The organism is Vibrio sp. D173a, assembly GCF_030248475.1.
This window is the reverse complement of sequence record NZ_JAHGAH010000148.1, coordinates 1-1,286: the sequence shown is the minus strand read 5'-3', so window position 1 is coordinate 1,286 and position 1,286 is coordinate 1. Positions and strand designations below refer to the sequence as shown.

General features: G+C 44.4%; 1 protein-coding gene. It reads right to left on the bottom strand.

What is annotated here, in order from left to right; genetic code table 11:
• Positions 1 to 82: 82 nt before the first annotated feature.
• Positions 83 to 1,171 (bottom strand): IS4 family transposase, encoded by a 1,089-nt coding sequence (locus KIV40_RS15875; protein ID WP_285350174.1) that lies wholly within the window; start codon positions 1,169 to 1,171, stop codon positions 83 to 85.
• Positions 1,172 to 1,286 lie beyond the last annotated feature (115 nt).

Sequence of the window (1,286 nt, the reverse complement as noted above, 5' to 3'; positions counted from 1 at the left end):
GTGTGTGGTACATCACTCTTTCGAGCGGAAATCAAAGAGTGCGATCATAAAGTGGTGACCGATAAGGGAGCGAAAAAGATTGCTAAGCAACGAGAACGATTGATTGCCAAGGAATGGTATTTGCTTGAAAATCCTTGTAGTAACCTTTGAGATAAGCGACTTTACCTACTACCAACAAAGCAAATTGAGTCAACATGCCTATCATCAATAAGATCTCAATACGCTTGGGACTTGCACTACCACTGAAGTTAAGAGCCAACCCATAACGTTCATTTTTAGTATCTCGAAAGCCCTCTTCAATTGACATCCGTTGGGTATATAGGGCTACGACACGCTCTGCAAACCAGGTTTCTCCCGGTAGATTAGAGACGAGCAACCATGGCTCTCTTTCACCTTTGGCATGGGATAAGCTCACCGTATTTCTCTGGAGAGAACCACTCCAGTTTTTAGCTTTACGCCCCTTGGACTTCTTTCTGTAGAGACATACTTGACAAGGGTATTGATGCTGCTTAGTTAACTCTGCTGTTCCCAAATGCTGGGGCTTATATTGCGCTTGAACAAAAACTTCATCTGCACTGCACCAGCGGTCATTTACCCTAAGCTTGCTGTTGCCTCGTACGCGACCTAGCCAATACCAGCCTTGTTGTTCAATAGGTTTGAACCAAGGCACTTTAAACCCAGCATCAGTGGTGACGATGGGAATAACCCCTTTGGGAACCATAGTGGCTAAACGTCGAATGAAAGCTTTGTGAACAGCTAACGAGCCAAGTTTGCACTCTGGGTGAACTTCTTCATACAGTGTGAAGGCTCGGCCTCCAATGGGAATCGTTGCTCGTAGGATTTGCTTGTCCACGTGATTCACCGGTGACCAATCAACGATAATGATAGGGTGCTTTACATTTTTGAGTAGGAAGTCGGTTATGTATGCATAAACACCGGTACGCTCACGATGTAGATGTGGGTTGCCTAGCAGGCGACAGACCCTCTTAATACAGTGCTTTACCTTAGTTTTGGTATTTTTCATCCCTCGACCAAGCCCGGTCAAGGTTAATGTGTCTTTCTCGTTAAGTGCATTGATACAGTCAAGAACGGCTGTGATACGTCTTTTATCTTTGATAGCGGAGAACGATGACATTAAGAAAAAAGTATTCAGGATGGTGGATAGGTTCATGAGACTCGTCGGGTCATATCTTTTCAATTGATGCTATAATCGCCGATCAAAATGAATCTGCCTACTTTTCACGCTATCTACATGATTCTTCTATGCTAGTTGTGGGGAGCCCTCA

Bases quoted from the DNA above. Each gene is read 5' to 3' on its own strand.
- KIV40_RS15875 (WP_285350174.1), bottom strand. From the start codon at position 1,171: ATGAACCTATCCACCATCCTGAATACTTTTTTCTTAATGTCATCGTTC.